16 protein-coding genes are annotated in these 13,280 nt (G+C 63.7%); 9 read left to right on the forward strand and 7 right to left on the reverse strand.

Features of this window, described 5'->3' with window-relative positions:
- Window positions 1–12: 12 nt before the first annotated feature.
- The 3 genes from moaE (at window position 13) to GL4_RS12990 (ending at window position 2,283) form a co-directional block, all read left to right on the forward strand.
- Window positions 13–498, forward strand: a complete 486-nt coding sequence (gene moaE / locus GL4_RS12980; protein ID WP_045368148.1) for a molybdopterin synthase catalytic subunit MoaE — start codon at window positions 13–15, stop codon at window positions 496–498.
- A 165-nt stretch (window positions 499–663) separates the two neighbouring features.
- On the forward strand, window positions 664–1,770 hold the full coding sequence (locus GL4_RS12985; protein ID WP_045368149.1) for a hypothetical protein: 1,107 nt from the start codon (window positions 664–666) through the stop codon (window positions 1,768–1,770).
- A gap of 3 nt (window positions 1,771–1,773) precedes the next feature.
- Window positions 1,774–2,283, forward strand: a complete 510-nt coding sequence (locus GL4_RS12990; protein ID WP_045368151.1) for an Imm1 family immunity protein — start codon at window positions 1,774–1,776, stop codon at window positions 2,281–2,283.
- On the opposite strand, the gene gcvA is transcribed toward GL4_RS12990, so the two are convergent.
- Window positions 2,226–3,212 (reverse strand): transcriptional regulator GcvA, encoded by a 987-nt coding sequence (gene gcvA, locus GL4_RS12995; protein WP_045368152.1) that lies wholly within the window; start codon window positions 3,210–3,212, stop codon window positions 2,226–2,228. The genes GL4_RS12990 and gcvA overlap by 58 nt on opposite strands.
- A gap of 101 nt (window positions 3,213–3,313) precedes the next feature.
- Between gcvA and GL4_RS13000 the strand changes: the two genes are divergently transcribed.
- Window positions 3,314–4,051 carry a type 1 glutamine amidotransferase gene (locus tag GL4_RS13000; RefSeq protein WP_045368154.1) on the forward strand — a complete coding sequence of 246 codons (738 nt, stop codon included), beginning with the start codon at window positions 3,314–3,316 and terminating at the stop codon, window positions 4,049–4,051.
- A gap of 1 nt (window position 4,052) precedes the next feature.
- Here GL4_RS13000 and bluB read toward each other — a convergent pair whose 3' ends face one another.
- A complete protein-coding gene (gene bluB / locus GL4_RS13005; protein WP_045370133.1) occupies window positions 4,053–4,685 on the reverse strand; it encodes a 5,6-dimethylbenzimidazole synthase in 633 nt (210 codons plus the stop codon).
- A 498-nt stretch (window positions 4,686–5,183) separates the two neighbouring features.
- Window positions 5,184–6,074, reverse strand: a complete 891-nt coding sequence (locus GL4_RS13010) for a branched-chain amino acid aminotransferase (RefSeq protein WP_045368156.1) — start codon at window positions 6,072–6,074, stop codon at window positions 5,184–5,186.
- Between the two features lie 284 nt (window positions 6,075–6,358).
- Here GL4_RS13010 and GL4_RS13015 point away from each other — a divergent pair, with 284 nt between their 5' ends.
- From GL4_RS13015 to GL4_RS13030, 4 genes are read left to right on the forward strand one after another with little or no spacing between them, the layout of a single operon-like run.
- The gene (locus tag GL4_RS13015; protein ID WP_082025665.1) at window positions 6,359–6,940 is read left to right on the forward strand and encodes a MarR family winged helix-turn-helix transcriptional regulator; all 582 of its coding nucleotides are present in this window, start codon (window positions 6,359–6,361) and stop codon (window positions 6,938–6,940) included.
- Between the two features lie 8 nt (window positions 6,941–6,948).
- Window positions 6,949–7,668, forward strand: coding sequence for a response regulator (locus GL4_RS13020; RefSeq protein ID WP_045368157.1), 720 nt, complete (start codon window positions 6,949–6,951; stop codon window positions 7,666–7,668).
- Window positions 7,668–9,083 (forward strand): ATP-binding protein, encoded by a 1,416-nt coding sequence (locus GL4_RS13025; RefSeq protein WP_045368159.1) that lies wholly within the window; start codon window positions 7,668–7,670, stop codon window positions 9,081–9,083. Before GL4_RS13020 ends, GL4_RS13025 begins: the two co-directional genes overlap by 1 nt.
- 22 nt (window positions 9,084–9,105) lie before the next feature.
- A complete protein-coding gene (locus GL4_RS13030; protein WP_045368160.1) occupies window positions 9,106–9,474 on the forward strand; it encodes a hypothetical protein in 369 nt (122 codons plus the stop codon).
- Between the two features lie 66 nt (window positions 9,475–9,540).
- Here the strand turns inward: GL4_RS13030 and GL4_RS13035 are convergent, their stop codons facing one another.
- The 4 genes from GL4_RS13035 to GL4_RS13050 all read right to left on the reverse strand — a co-directional run bounded on the left by GL4_RS13035 (window position 9,541) and on the right by GL4_RS13050 (window position 12,230).
- Complete coding sequence (locus GL4_RS13035) at window positions 9,541–10,224, reverse strand: ubiquinone biosynthesis protein COQ9 (RefSeq protein WP_045368162.1); 684 nt, start codon at window positions 10,222–10,224, stop codon at window positions 9,541–9,543.
- Window positions 10,225–10,340: 116 nt separating this feature from the next.
- Complete coding sequence (gene proC / locus GL4_RS13040; RefSeq protein ID WP_045368164.1) at window positions 10,341–11,162, reverse strand: pyrroline-5-carboxylate reductase; 822 nt, start codon at window positions 11,160–11,162, stop codon at window positions 10,341–10,343.
- 115 nt (window positions 11,163–11,277) lie between these two features.
- A complete protein-coding gene (locus GL4_RS13045) occupies window positions 11,278–11,775 on the reverse strand; it encodes a type III secretion system chaperone family protein (protein WP_045368166.1) in 498 nt (165 codons plus the stop codon).
- A gap of 191 nt (window positions 11,776–11,966) precedes the next feature.
- Entirely contained in the window at window positions 11,967–12,230 is a 264-nt protein-coding gene (locus tag GL4_RS13050) for an accessory factor UbiK family protein (protein WP_045368168.1), read from the reverse strand.
- A gap of 213 nt (window positions 12,231–12,443) precedes the next feature.
- On the opposite strand from GL4_RS13050, the gene lgt reads away from it, so the two are divergent.
- Window positions 12,444–13,271 carry a prolipoprotein diacylglyceryl transferase gene (gene lgt / locus GL4_RS13055; RefSeq protein WP_045368170.1) on the forward strand — a complete coding sequence of 276 codons (828 nt, stop codon included), beginning with the start codon at window positions 12,444–12,446 and terminating at the stop codon, window positions 13,269–13,271.
- Window positions 13,272–13,280 lie beyond the last annotated feature (9 nt).

Genomic DNA, 13,280 nt, shown 5'->3' on the forward strand with positions numbered 1-13,280 from the left:
AGGAGACGCGCCGTGATCCGCGTCCAAGAGGGCGACTTCAATATCGGCGAAGAGATCGAGGCGCTGCGCAAAGACTGTTCGGGCAAAGTCCGCACCGACATCGGCGCCATCGTCACCTTCACCGGCACCGTACGCGACGCGCTTCGCGCGTCCGATGGTGAAGGCGCCGGCGAAATCTCCACCCTGACCCTCGAGCACTATCCCGGCATGACCGAGAAGGAGCTCGCGCGCATCGAGGAAGAGGCCCATGCGCGCTGGCCGCTGCAGGCCTCGCTGATCGTCCACCGCGTGGGCACACTTCTCCCCGGCGACAATATCGTGCTCGTCATCACCGCCTCGGCCCATCGCGAGGCCGCCTTCGAGGCGGCGCGCTTCCTCATGGACTACCTCAAGACCTCCGCCCCGTTCTGGAAACGCGAGACGGGCCCGCAAGGCGAGCACTGGGTGGAAGCAAAAGAGACCGACGACCAAGCCGCCGCGCGGTGGCGGGAGGAGTAGCCCCTCGCGCGTAACGCGCCCGATGCTCGGTCCTCCTGTCATTCGCTCAGTCTAAGACCATAGGCGCGCGCTGCCCGGCAGCGCCCCTATCCCCCGCCAATCACCACGCCCCTTGATAGGATTATATTCCTTTGACAGTTCAACTGGACCTAGGAGCGGCGGGCCGTGGCCGAACACGGGGAAACTCCACTGGACGACAATCAATGGGGCACGCCGGAGCGTCCCTGCGACCCTAGCCACACTGCAGCGATTGGCACGGACGCTGCCTGGGACCGGGCTCGCCTGCAGCGGGACGTCGCTTTCCTGCAACTCAAGACGGCCTGGGGCTACGCCAAGCTCGACCAGAAACTCGAGACCTTCAAACAGGCCTTCTACGTCTACTACGCCGAGGTCTTTGGCGAGCCCTACGTCCCTCGTTCTTACGTCCCCAAAGCCTTCGACCCCAACCAGCCCCGCGTGCCCGCGGGCAACCCCGATGGCGGCCAGTGGACCAGGATCGGTGGGGGCAGCGCCTCATCTAGCAACGCCGATGAGGCGCCCGTTGGCACCCGACTCGCCCAGACGCGTCGGCGCAATAGGGCGACCGATGCAGAGGGCACACTCGCCCAGGTAACACGACGGGATGTCACCGAGGCACTCGCGCGCAACGCGATTCAGCGTGTCCAAAGACTTGACCCAGGCTGGCGCCCCAGTCCGAGCATAGAACGACGAAACTCGATAGTAGGCCAGATCCGACGCGCCGAGGAGAACCTAAGGGAGGCCCAGGCGCGACTCCGCGAACTTGAACAGCAGCGAGCTCCTGAAGCGATCCAAACCCTGAGGGACAGCTACGGCACTGACCTCTTAGGCAGACCACTGTTGGGCGACAGCGACACGGTGGCGCATGGCATTGTAGACGGTGAAACCTTCATGGGCGTCAATTCGGGGGCGATTGTAGAGTACTCTCAGCGAGACCTGAATGATGCGAAACGCGCGCTCATCCCATTGGTTCGAAAACGCCCCGACATCATGAGTACCCACAACATTGGTCAACGTCCGAACGATGCATTGTTTCATGCGGAGAGCACCGTGCTGCTGAGAGCAGCCCGTGCCAACGATGGTACACTTTCAGGCAAGGTGATCGATATCACTGTGGATCGGCCAATTTGCTCTAGCTGCAAAAAGGTGCTGCCGTTGATCGGACAGGAACTAGGGAATCCCATCGTCCGATTTACCGAACCCTCCGGACGTGTGCGCACGATGCACAATGGCGAATGGAAAGACCAGGACTAGGCAATGCTCAAGCGAACAGACTTTGGCGAATACGAGCACAAGGGCTGGCCTGCTCCCAAAACCTTGAGCCGCTTCTTCTTGGCACCGCCGGGACAGGAGTGGTTCAACTACTGGGGAAACGATACAGCCGCCCTCTCCATAGAAGGTCTCTACGGCACCGAAAATGAAGATCATCTCGCCGGAAAGCGGGTCGACCTCGATCTATACCTGTACGGCATGCCTGGCCTTGGTGTTCTGCTCATCTACCATAAACACGGCGGTGGCTATCAGGAGGAATATACGTCTGTCGGCGACTTGAGCCGGCTGAACGAATGGGTCGAAAACCTCCACCGCACAAAGCTGCCCATCGGTCTCTTTATCCCCTTCCCTCGCGCCTATGATGCGGTAAAGGAATTCATCGAGACGGACGGAGAGCTTCCCAAATGCATCGAATGGGTGGCCAATAAGGACTTGCCCTACGGCACCTTCCCGGATCCGGCGGTGGAACTAGAAGAACGCTTCGGCAAGGGATAACACTCCGAGGAAGTCGCCGCGCCGCCGCCCCCTTGGTTCAGCCCCGCTTCCGCCAACAGCCATTTGCGAAACGTTGCGACGCGCGGATCGTCCAGTGCGCGCGGCGGGCAAACCAGCCAATAGCGAATCCCGACTTCATGGGTGATGTCGAACGGCGCGACGAGACTGCCGGCCTTGAGCTCCGCCTCGACCAGATGCTGCCGCGCGACGGCGACGCCGAGGCCTTCGGACGCGGCGCGCAGCAGCAGCTCCGAATAGCCGAAGCGCGGCCCGCGATTGAGATCGATGCCCTTGAGCCGCGCGGCCTTCAGCCAGAGCGGCCAGTCCTCCGGGTGCGCATCGTTGCGCAGCAAAACGTGATGGGCGAGATCGGCCGGCTCTTTGAGCGGGCGCGCCCCCTCCAACAGCGCGGGGCTGCAAACCGGGATCAGCCTCTCCGCGATCAGCGGTTCGCAATGAAGCCCCGGCCAATTCCCCTGCCCGTAGCGAATGGCCACATCCACGTCGGAGCCCGTGAAGCTCGCGACCTCCATGCTGGCGTCGAGCCGCACCTCGATCTCGGGGTGCTTGCGCTTGAGATCGGCGACGCGCGGCACCATCCAGCGCACCGCGAAAGTCGGCAGCATACTGATCGTCAGCGGCGCGTTGGGCTTGCGCTCGTGCAGGTCGGCGATGGCGAGGGAAAGCCGGTCCATCGCCGCCTGAACCTCGGGCAGGAACCGCTGCCCGGCGCTGGTGACGGTCACGCCGTGGGACCCGCGTTCGAAGAGCTGGGTGCTCAACGCCTCTTCCAGGGCGCGGACCTGGTGGCTCACCGCCGAGGTGGTCACCGACAGCTCCTCCGCCGCGCGGCGGAAGCTCTTGAGCCGCGCCACGGCCTCGAAGGCCCGGAGCCCCGCCAGAGGCGGTATCGGAACATGCGCAACCATGATGAGTTCTTCTCAACACCCGATGAAAACATATCGCTTTTCAGCCGCTTTTTCGACTGTAAGTTCATGAGAAGATTTCACCAACTGCCAAGGCGCGCCCCATGAAGCCCATCCGCATTTTCCGCCACGAAGACTGGATTCATCCCGGCCGTCTCACCCAGTTCCTCAACGCCGAATCCGTCCCGTGGGAATTGGTGCGGATCGACCAGGGCGATCCCGTCCCGCAGACCATCGACGATGTCGCGGGCCTCGTCTTTCTCGGCGGCACCATGAGCGTCAACGACGATTTCCCATGGCTGCTCGACGAGATGGCGCTGATTCGCAAGGCCGCGGCCCAGGACGTACCCATGCTGGGCCATTGCCTGGGCAGCCAGCTCATCGCCAAGGCGCTGGGGGGCGTTGTCGCGCCCATGCCGGACAAGGAAATCGGTTGGTGGCAGGTGACGAAGTGCGACAACCCGGTGGCGCGGGAGTGGCTCGCCGATACGCCCGATCCGGTCGAGATTCTCATCTGGCACCACGAGGCCTTCACCCTGCCGCCGGGCGCCGCGCCGCTCTATTCAAGCCCGTTCTGCGCGGAGCAGGCCTATGTGCGCGGCAACGCGGTCGCGACGGTCGCCCATCCGGAGGTCACACCCGAACTGCTCGGGAGCTGGCTCGACCTCTATGGCTACGACATCGAGCCGACGGTCCCGAGCGTGCAATCCATCGAGCAGATTCGCGAAGATTTGCCCAAGCGTTGCGTGGCGATGCATGCGGCCCTCACGGATCGGCTCTATGAGAAGTGGCTGGCGCGGATCGTGGCCTACGCACAGACCCGAGAACACTCCGCCGCGTAGCCTAGCGCCGCAGGATCACCTCGTCGGTCGCGTGCCGGTGTTCCCAGCCCGCGCGCTGCAGCGTCGGCGTGTCGTCTTCGACTTGCGGATAGCCGACGCAGAGATAGCCGATGAAGATCCACTCTTCCGGCACGTCCAGCGCCGTCGTGACGCCGGCCGGGTCGATGATCGACACCCAGCCCACCCCGATGCCTTCGGCGCGCGCGGCCAGCCAGAACGTGTGCACCGCCGTCACCACCGAATAGTCGATGGTCTCGGGCATGGTCATGCGGCCGAGCCCGTAGCCCTGCACCGTCTCGCGGTCCGCATAGACGGCGATCTGCACCGGCGCCTCGTCCATGCCTTGCAGCTTCAGCCTCGCGTAGAGCGCCGCCCTGTCCGGCGACTGCATGGAGAGCGCCTCGGCGTTGCAAGCCTCGAAATTCGCGCGGATCGCGGCGCGGCGCGCGGGGTCTTCCACCAACACGAAGCGCCACGGTTCGCTGAGCCCCACCGATGGCGCGAGACACGCCAACCCCAACAGCCGGTCGATCATGCCCTCGGGGAGCGGATCGCGCTTGAAGCGCCGCACGTCCCGCCGCCAGCGCAAAAGATCATAGAGCTTCGCGCGGAACGCCCCGTTGAAATCGGGCACGGATTCGCGGGCCTCAGGCTCGCGCTTTTCGGGCTCACGCGTCTCGGGTTCGCGCACGTTGCGCTGCTGGAATTGTTCGCCAAACGCTTTCATCGCCGCAAATCCTAGCATGCTTGCCCGCAAGGCAAGCCGGTTCTTTCCTGCCGCCCTTACTGTCCTGGCCGCACGGTCGCTCTTTTCGGTTCTTGAACAAGATGCATCTATTACCCTGAAAACAACTCACTTCATGCAAGGATAGGAAGCCGCTAGAACCTACCCATGACGTTTGGCCGCCCAGCCCGAACGTCAGAAGCGTCCTTGCCCGAGCCTGGGCGCTTCCTCATCTCAGCCTTGCGGCGGTCTCCCGGTTTCGGCCGGAGATCGCCGCATTCTTTTTATGGGCTGACGATGTCTTGTGCGCTGACGGTGTCGCAGCCGGCGCGTGAAGCTGGCCGGCGAAGCAGGGTTTGCCGACAAGACAAGCTTGATCGTTATGCGTGGAGCCTTCGCGCGGCAGCGCTAGCCCGCGGCGGCAATGCTCTTCGCGGGATGCACCAGCGCGGCGTAATCGGCCATGAGCGTGCGCGTGATCTCGCCGGGCGTGAAGCTGTATTCGCCGATGGAGCCGACCGGCATGACCTCGGCGGCCGTCCCCGTCACGAAGCATTCGGTGAAGTCCGCAAGGTCTTCGGGAAGGATGCGCTTCTCGACCACGTCCCAGCCGCGCTGCTTGGCGAGGCTCATGACCGTGCGCCGGGTGATGCCGTTGAGGAAGCAATCGGCGATGGGCGTGTAGATCACGCCGTCCTTGACGAAGAAGATGTTGGCGCCCGTGCACTCGGCCACGTAGCCGCGCCAGTCGAGCATGACCGCGTCGGCGAAGCCTTCGCGCTCGGCGCGGTGCTTCTCGATGGTGCAGATCATGTAGAGACCCGCCGCCTTGCTGTGGACCGGCGCTGTCGCCGGGTCGGGCCGGCGGTATTTGGCGAATTTGAGCTTCATGCCCTTCTCGATCGCGGCGGGATCGAAATAGGCGCCCCATTCCCATGCGGCGATGGCCACGTTGATGCGCGTCTTTTGCGCCGACACGCCCATCTGCTCGCTGCCGCGCCAGGCCAGCGGACGCACATAGGCGTCGGAGAGTTTGTTGGCGGCAATGACTTCGCGCGCGGCCTTGTCGAGCTCGGCGACGGAATACGGCACTTCGAAATCGAGGATCTCGGCGGATTCGCGCAGGCGCTGATTGTGCTCGGTCAGCTTGAAGATCTCGCCGTCATAGGCGCGCATGCCTTCGAACACGGCGCTGCCGTAATGCAGGGCGTGGGTCAGCAGATGCACCCGCGCATCGTCCCACGGGATCATCTCGCCATTGAACCAAATCAAGCCGTCACGCTGGTCAAAGCCCGGCATGGGTCTCCTCCAAGAATAGGGGCGCGCCGGTTTTTCCGGATGCGTCTGACCCCTGGGTAATTTTCCCCCCAATCCCAATACACGATAGCGTGTCAGAGCAATTGCGCACACGTGCGGCGGGGCGTATCAAGGGGTATTAAGTCAACATGGCTGACATAATCCAAGCCCAAATATATGTCAACATGACTGACCTAAATACACCCCTCTCCCGTAGCCGCAAAACTGCGGGGAACAAGCGCGCGGGCGCCCGCGCCGACGGAGCGGTTGTGGCCAGCAGCGACACCATGAGCGAAAGCTCCAAGACCTTGTCCAGGGCCCCTGTCGAGGATGTGCCGGCAAGCCCCTCGGAAGGGCTGACCGAGGACAATCTCCATTCCTTCGCAGAGCTCCTGTTCTTTGCCTATCGCGACTTCACGGGCGATCCGGACGCGATACTCAAGGATTTCGGTTTCGGCCGGGCCCATCACCGGGTCTTGCACTTCGTGAGGCGCAACTCGGGCCTGCGCGTCGCCGACCTCTTGGATATCCTGAACATCACGAAGCAAAGCCTGTCGCGCGTGCTGAAACAGCTGATCGACCAGGGCTACATCACCCAGAAGGCCGGCGCGTCGGACCGCCGGGAACGGCTGCTCTACCCGACGGAGCGCGGCAGGGCCCTGGCGGCGCGCTTGGCCGCGCCGCAAATGGTGCGGCTTCGCACGGCCCTCGAGGCCGCGGGTCCCGAGGCGGAGCCGGCAATTCGCCGTTTTCTGGAAGCTATGATCAATGCCGAAGATCGGCCCAAAGTTTCCGCCATAACGAATCCGAACCCGACGCACGCCGACCCGACGCCGGCGGGCGGCAAGGACGAAGGCAAACCGATTTGACCCACGCGATGAGCACCAAACTTCAACAAGGGGCCGGTCCCGACGACAACGCCCAGCACATCCTCATCGTGGATGACGACAGCCGGATTCGCGATCTGCTCGGCCGCTATCTCCAAGACCGCGGCTTCCGGGTGACGATGGCCGTCGATGCGGAGAGCGCCCGCGCCCAGATGCGCAGCCTCGCCTTCGATCTGATCGTGCTCGACGTGATGATGCCGAAGGAGTCGGGCATCGACTTCGCAAAATCGCTGCGGGCGGACAACCAGGTACCCATCCTCATGCTGACGGCGCGCGCCGAGCCCGAGGATCGCATCGAAGGGCTGGAAACGGGCGTCGACGACTATCTCGCAAAACCCTTCGATCCGCGCGAACTGCTCTTGCGCATCGGCAACATCCTGAAGCGCGGCGCGCAGGCCGCCCCGTCCGGCGAGATCCGCATGGGCAATTTCGTCTTCCATATCAGCCGCGGCGAGCTGCAGCGCGATGGGGAAACCGTGCGCCTGACCGAGCGCGAACGCGAACTGCTTCGCTATTTCGCGCAGCGGCCTGGAACGCCCGTGTCCCGACACGAACTCGCCAAGGGGTCCGACAAGGACGCCGACATCGGCGGCGAACGCGCCGTGGACGTGCAGATCAACCGGTTAAGACGCAAGATCGAAAACGACCCGGCCAACCCGGTCTATCTTCAGACCGTGCGCGGCAAGGGCTACATACTCTATTCCGAGTGATGAGCGCCGTCTCCGATACCGCCCGCCCGCTTCCCGAGGAGCACGCCAAAGCCGAACGGCAAGGCCCGCTCAAATGGTTGCTGGCGCGCTTCGGCGAGCAAATGCCGAAGGGCCTCTATGCGCGCGCCCTCATCATCATCATTGCTCCGATGGTGCTGCTTCAGTCGGTCCTGACCTTCGTGTTCCTCGAACGGCATTGGCAAACCGTTACCCATCGCCTGTCGACCGGCACGGTGCAGAACATCGCCATGCTGATCGACATGTACGAGGAGCTTCCGAAGCAGCATAACGTCGCGATGCTGACGGGACTGGCGGCCAAGAATCTCGGCTTGCGCGTGCGGTTCGCCCCCGGCGAGGATCTGCCGCAAGTGCGCTCCAAGCCTTTCTTCGACCTGCTGGACACGACCCTCTCCGACGAGCTGGAGCGGCGGATAGGCCGCCCCTTCTGGATCGACACGGTCGGCCGGTCGGACTTCGTCGACATCCGCATCAAGCTCGAGGACGCGGTCATGCATGTGCTGGCGCGGCGCAGCCAAACCTACGCGTCCAACTCGCACATCTTCATTGTCTGGATGCTGGGCACGTCAGTCGTTCTGCTCACGGTCGCCATTCTGTTCTTGCGCAATCAGATCCGGCCGATCCTGCGCTTGGCCTATGCGGCTGAGAGTTTCGGCAAGGGCCGTCCCATGCCGGAGGACTTCAAACCGCGCGGCGCGCGCGAGGTTCGCCAGGCCGCGCACGCCTTTGTGGAGATGCGCGACCGCATCGAACGTCACGTGGAGCAACGCACACTCATGCTGGCCGGGGTGAGTCACGACCTCAGGACCATCCTGACCCGCTTCCGGCTGCAACTGGCCATGATGGAGGAAGGGTCGGAGCTCGAGGCCATGCGGGCGGATATCGACGAGATGCAGGCCATGCTCGAAGACTACATGGCCTTTGCCAAGGGCGATTCGGGAGAGGCCATCGGCTATGTGGACATCGGCGAGATCTTGAACGAGGTCAGCTCTCAAGCTCATGGCGGCAAGGCCGATCTCGAAGGCAAGACCGTGGACGTCCGGATGGAGAACAAGCCGCTCGTCGTGCGCGCCCGCCGCCACGCGTTCAAGCGCGCGATCTCCAATCTCGTCAACAATGCCGCGCGCTTCGCGGATACGGTACGCATCACGGCGGCGAAGAGCGACGGCATTTTGACGATCGAGGTCGAGGACGACGGTCCCGGCATCCCCGAGGACGAACGCGAGCTGGTGTTCCGGCCCTTCTACCGGGTCGACCGTGCGCGCAACCAGGACTCGGGGTCGACAGGGCTCGGGCTCGCCATCGCGCGCGACATCACCCGCATACACGGCGGCGACATCACACTCGATCAATCTTCTCTCGGCGGACTGAAAGCCGTGCTAAAAGTCCCGGTGTAATTTCTCATTTGGAGGTGCTTCTATGAAACGTGCGTCTATCGGGCTTGCCGCCATTGCAGCCCTGGCGTTGACAGCCCCGGCCTTTGCCCAGGACGAGGCAGAGCCGGATGGTTTCCAGCAAAACGAGATGCCGGGCTCGGAGTTTCAGCTCGACGTGGATTCCGACGGCAAGGTCGAATTCGGCCGCGAGAGCACGCTCGAGAAAGAGGCTGCCGACGAAGCCGCCCCCGAGGGTCTGAGGGACGGACTGGAACTGGGTCCTGATACGCTCGGCGATGGGCTCGACGATCCCGACGCCCCGGTCGACCCGGATCCGATCGATGACGAACTCCCCGGCGAGGGTCCCGAGAGCCTGTCCGGTCCTGACGATGAGGATCCGCTGCCTTACTAGAAGCGCATTTCCATTTGGAGGGCGGGGCAGAATGGCGCGCCCCGCTCTGATCGGCCGTAGACGCCCTTAGGCGGAGGACGGAACCGGTCCGGAATCGGGTGAGGCGCTGCCGTCAGGCTTGTCCTTGCCTCCGAAGTTCCGTTTGAGGCCGCGCACGAGCCCGCACACGGTCTCGCAAACCTTCTCCAGGCTCTGCATGCCGCGCTCGCCGTTCGTGAGACCGCGATCGAGCGTCGCCATGGTCTTATCCAGCGATGGCGAGTCATCGTCGAGCCAAACGCTGAACGCCTTGCCGTAGACGGCGGACAGACCGGCGATGCGCACCAAGGCCGTCGGACCGTCGAGCTTCGCGCCCGCATTCGCGAGCGTCCAATATTGCGTGACCATCCGCGAGCACACGAACATCGAGGCCTCGCCCGGACGGCAGCGCAGATAGGCCGCGATGCGCTTCAGCGCTTCCTTGTGCGGCGCCATCACCTCGAAGCGGGTCATCAAAGCCTCGAACACCTGATCGCGGACGCTGTCGTCCGGTCCGGCGGGTTTGGTGCGCGCCAGAACCTGTGCATCGACCTCGGTTTGGAACGCGCGCAGAAGGTCGTTCTTGCAGACAAATTCCCGGCGCAGGTCCGCCAGCGACAGATTCGCTTCCTTGGCGATGTCGTTGAGACCGACGTCGCCCCAGTCGCGCGTCGCAGCGAGCGTAAGCGCCGCCATCACCGCCCGATTCCGTCTGGAGAATTCCTCGAACATAGCCGTACTCCTCTGTGGGACACTCGTTTCGGCATCTTGCTGTCAGATACGATAGGCCGATTTCGTGGCCATCGAAAGACGCGAGAACCGGCGCTGCACGACGCGCGGGAGACGCCTCAGGACGACAACTCCCGCGACCGTTTCGCAGCCTGCGCCACGGCGCGCGCCAGCAACCTCTTGAGCGCATCCTCTTTCATGAGTACTTCGAGCGCGGCCGCTGTCGTGCCGTTGGGCGACGTCACGTTGGTCCGCAGCGTCGTCGCGTCCTGTTCGGAGTGCTTCAGCAGCGCGCCGGCGCCCGCCACGGTCCCACGTGCCAAACGCGCGGCAAGCTCAGCCGGCAGGCCGGCTTCGATCCCCGCCTGCTCCAAGGACTCGACAAGATGGAAGACGTAAGCCGGACCGCTGCCGGAGACAGCCGTCACCGCATCCATCAGAGCTTCCTCGTCGACCCAAACCACCTCGCCGACGGCCGCCAGCAGCGTCTCGCAAGCCTGCCTTTGCGGCTCGCTCACATGGGCATTGGCGACACAGACCGTGATCCCCTCCCCCACGGATGCCGGCGTGTTGGGCATCGCGCGCACCACGGCGCACGTTTCCGGCAGCGGCTCGGAGAGACTTTCGAGTGTCCGCCCCGCCGCAATCGACAGGACAACGGTCCCAGCGCCGACCGATGGCGCGATGACACTCAGGACCTCACCCGCGAGGGCCGGTTTCACGGCGAGGACGATGACGGCGGGCGGTTGAGGCAGACGCGGCGCCGCGCCTGCAACGATGCCATGCGCGGCCACCAGTTCGCCGATCCCCTCCGGCAGCGCCGGGTCTTGGATAAAGACGCTCCTCGGGTCGAGGCCGCGAGCCAACCAGCCCTCGAGCAACGCCCCGCCCATCTTGCCCGCGCCCACCAGGAGCAACGGGCCGTTCAAGGCAATCGTCATGCTTGGTCCTGCCTCATCGGAAGACGTGTCGTTCCGGCCATCTAAGCAGCAGCCCGGTGCCTGGTCACGCCCAAAGCCGATTCTCGCGGGCCGTTCCTAGCTACGCGGTTCCGGGCTAAGCGGTTCCTTGCGTCTCCAGCATCGTGGCCGCGAGCGCCTCTTCGGCGCTCTTCCCAGCCCACAGCACGAACTGGAAACTCTGATAATAGCGCTCGCAGGCTTCGAGCGCCGCCGTCAGCAGCCCCTCGCATTGTCCGGCGTGGGTCTTGGCACCCGCCAGCAGCAGCCCGTTGCGGTACAGCAGCATGCCGTCCTGCCGCCACAGATCGAAGTGCCCCAGCCAGAGCTGCTCATTGATATTGGCCATCAGCCGGTAGACCTCCGGGAGCCGCGCCTGCGTCGCCCGGAAGTCGAAGGCGCATGCAAGATGCAGCGCTTCCAGATCTTCTCGCCAATTCAACGAGACATGGTAGTCGCACCAGGACCCGGCGACTGTCAGCGACAGCTCGTCAGGGGTGCTGCGTTCAAAACTCCAGTCACGGATGGTGGCGATCTGCTCCACCATGTCCACGGGATTTGTGAAGTGGTCGTAAGTCGCTTCGATCGAAGCCATGCGTATCCTCTCGGGCCGCGTTGAGGGGTCCGCGCACAAGAAACAGCAACCGCGAATCAGTAGATGAATCAGTTATATACTGGCGAGTCCGCGCACAAAACGGCGCCTGAGTCGCCAAGCGCCGAATTGCTGTGGATGACCCGAGAAATCTGTGGATGAATCGGAGACTCGACTCGACTCTGCGCCAAGCGTTATCCCGGGTTATCCACAGCTAGCTTGGACTCAAGCACGGCGATACGGGCCTTGAGCGTCTCGTTTTCTTCGCGGGCCTTCTGCGCCATCGCTTTGACGGCCTCGAACTCCTCACGCTGCACCACATCGAGTTCATTCAAGATTCGTTCGGCCTGGCCGCGCATCATACCTTCGACTTCCTGCCGCACGCCGTCGGCGGCGCCGACCGCGTCGGTCAAAAGCTTACCCAACTCGTCAAAGAAACGTCCGCTGGTCTGCGTCATGTCACGCAACCTCCGAAAATGTGATGCAAGACCCGCATTTGCCCGGATCCTCGCTTAGCGAAACTGTCATTTGCGCGGACTATTGCGTAGCGCGCTAACAGAGGCAAGCGGACGAGAGCGCTCCGCCGGCGGCAATTCGTCGGGGCGAAGGGCGCGCTTGACAGGGGTGGGCCTGAAGCCGAGGGTCGCCACGACTAATCTACCCGAGGCACCATGCAGCTTTTCGTCATCCCCTTCCCCGTCGTCGATCCCGTGGCCTTCTCGATCGGACCCGTTTCGGTCCGATGGTACGGCCTGGCCTATCTCGCAGGCATCCTCGCGGGCTGGCTCTACGGACGCCGGATCGTGTCTCGCGCCGATCTGTGGAACGGCAATCCGCCCATGACGGTCCGCCAGGCGGATGACTTTCTGCTCTGGATCACACTCGGCATCGTGGTCGGCGGGCGCCTTGGCTTCGTCTTGTTCTATGAGCCCAGCTTCTTCTGGCAGAACCCGTCGCAAATTCCGGCCATCTGGAACGGCGGCATGTCCTTCCATGGCGGGCTGCTCGGCGTCGTGACCGCCGTCTATCTCTTCGCCAGGGCCCAAGGGATCAACCCGCTCTCGCTCGGCGATATCGCCTCGGCTGCGACGCCCTTCGGCCTGTTCTTCGGGCGCATCGCGAACTTCATCAACTCCGAGGTCTACGGACGCCCGACCGACGTGCCCTGGGCCATGGTCTTTCCCGGCGTGGACGATCTGCCCCGGCACCCGAGCCAGCTCTACGAGGCCGCGCTCGAGGGCGTTGTCCTGTTCATCATCCTCCGGGTCGCTACACACTATTATAAAGAGCTGAACCGGCCCGGCACCGTGTTTGGCCTGTTTCTCATCTTTTATGGGATATTCCGCTCCGTTATCGAGGAGGTCGCGCGCGAACCGCATCCGGGGCATCCGCTCGACATTGGAATTCTCACACCGGGCATGGCCTATTCGATTCCGATGTTTCTCATCGGCGTTTGGCTCATCTGGCGCGCCCGGCGAAAGGCGGCCCTCGCGGCCTGACGGACGGCA

It is taken from the genome of Methyloceanibacter caenitepidi (assembly GCF_000828475.1).
Taxonomy (GTDB): Bacteria; Pseudomonadota; Alphaproteobacteria; order Rhizobiales; family Methyloligellaceae; genus Methyloceanibacter; species Methyloceanibacter caenitepidi.

Coding starts and splice junctions, on each gene's coding strand:
- GL4_RS12990 (WP_045368151.1), top strand. CDS start 1,774: ATGCTCAAGCGAACAGACTTTGGCGAATACGAGCACAAGGGCTGGCCT.
- gcvA (WP_045368152.1), bottom strand. CDS start 3,212: ATGGTTGCGCATGTTCCGATACCGCCTCTGGCGGGGCTCCGGGCCTTC.
- GL4_RS13000 (WP_045368154.1), top strand. CDS start 3,314: ATGAAGCCCATCCGCATTTTCCGCCACGAAGACTGGATTCATCCCGGC.
- GL4_RS13010 (WP_045368156.1), bottom strand. CDS start 6,074: ATGCCGGGCTTTGACCAGCGTGACGGCTTGATTTGGTTCAATGGCGAG.
- GL4_RS13015 (WP_082025665.1), top strand. CDS start 6,359: ATGAGCGAAAGCTCCAAGACCTTGTCCAGGGCCCCTGTCGAGGATGTG.
- GL4_RS13020 (WP_045368157.1), top strand. CDS start 6,949: ATGAGCACCAAACTTCAACAAGGGGCCGGTCCCGACGACAACGCCCAG.
- GL4_RS13025 (WP_045368159.1), top strand. CDS start 7,668: ATGAGCGCCGTCTCCGATACCGCCCGCCCGCTTCCCGAGGAGCACGCC.
- GL4_RS13030 (WP_045368160.1), top strand. CDS start 9,106: ATGAAACGTGCGTCTATCGGGCTTGCCGCCATTGCAGCCCTGGCGTTG.
- GL4_RS13035 (WP_045368162.1), bottom strand. CDS start 10,224: ATGTTCGAGGAATTCTCCAGACGGAATCGGGCGGTGATGGCGGCGCTT.
- proC (WP_045368164.1), bottom strand. CDS start 11,162: ATGACGATTGCCTTGAACGGCCCGTTGCTCCTGGTGGGCGCGGGCAAG.
- GL4_RS13045 (WP_045368166.1), bottom strand. CDS start 11,775: ATGGCTTCGATCGAAGCGACTTACGACCACTTCACAAATCCCGTGGAC.
- GL4_RS13050 (WP_045368168.1), bottom strand. CDS start 12,230: ATGACGCAGACCAGCGGACGTTTCTTTGACGAGTTGGGTAAGCTTTTG.
- lgt (WP_045368170.1), top strand. CDS start 12,444: ATGCAGCTTTTCGTCATCCCCTTCCCCGTCGTCGATCCCGTGGCCTTC.